This window comes from Microvirga sp. P4_G7, from assembly GCF_056401005.1.
In genome coordinates this window covers 1-800 of record NZ_JBFUKD010001061.1, presented here as the reverse complement: position 1 = coordinate 800, position 800 = coordinate 1, and the positions used below count along the sequence as shown (strand labels likewise).

The following is an 800-nucleotide window of genomic DNA, read 5'->3' as shown; positions in this document are numbered from 1 at the left end:
CAACAACGTTCTCGATGCCTATGAAACTCGCCAACGAGATGCTGGTCGATACGATGACCGTATCCACTCCGTCAGAATCGATCACTGCATCGCCTGAATTGTCGATGTAATAGGTGTCGTTGCCGCCCGCTCCTGACATCGTATCGGCGCCCAAACCACCATCGATGACGTTGTCCCCCAGATTACCGGCAATGGTGTTGTCGAGATCGTTTCCGAACAAAGCGACCGAGACGGCTCCTACCGATATGATCCGCTCGACGAACGGCGACAGGCCGAAGCTCACCGAGGTGTAGACGGTATCGGATCCCTCGCCGGTTTTTTCGACGATCTGATCGGCTGAGGAATCGACGTGAAATATATCGTTGCCGGCGCCTCCGACCAGCATATCGACCCCTGCGCCGCCGGTGATCACGTCGTCGCCCGAGCCGCCATCGATGGTGTTTGATACGGAGTCGCCGGCCAGGATGTCGGCTTGATCGGAACCGGTGATGTTTTCGACATCGGTGAATGTGTCACCGGTGGCATCGCCGCCCGTGGCGGTGTGCGCGGCCAGATCGATGTTTACGCCTTGCGCGGCGTTGCCGAACCAGATGGTGTCGACGCCCAGTCCGCCAAAAAGGCGGTCGGGGCCATCTGCGCCGAACAGCGTGTCGTCACCTTCGCCGCCGTCGAGATCGTCTGCTCCAGAGCCCCCGAACAGATAGTCGTTGCCGGCCTCTCCGAACAGCGTATCCACGCCGACGCCGCCATCGAGATGGTCGGCACCGTCGCCTCCATGCAGTTCGTCGGCACCGTCGTAG

General features: G+C 60.4%; 1 protein-coding gene. It reads right to left on the bottom strand.

Translation table 11 applies throughout. From position 1 onward, the window contains the following. Positions 1 to 800, bottom strand: an 800-nt coding sequence (locus AC1DT3_RS23010) for a calcium-binding protein (RefSeq protein WP_477467476.1), incomplete at both ends; no start/stop codon positions are given.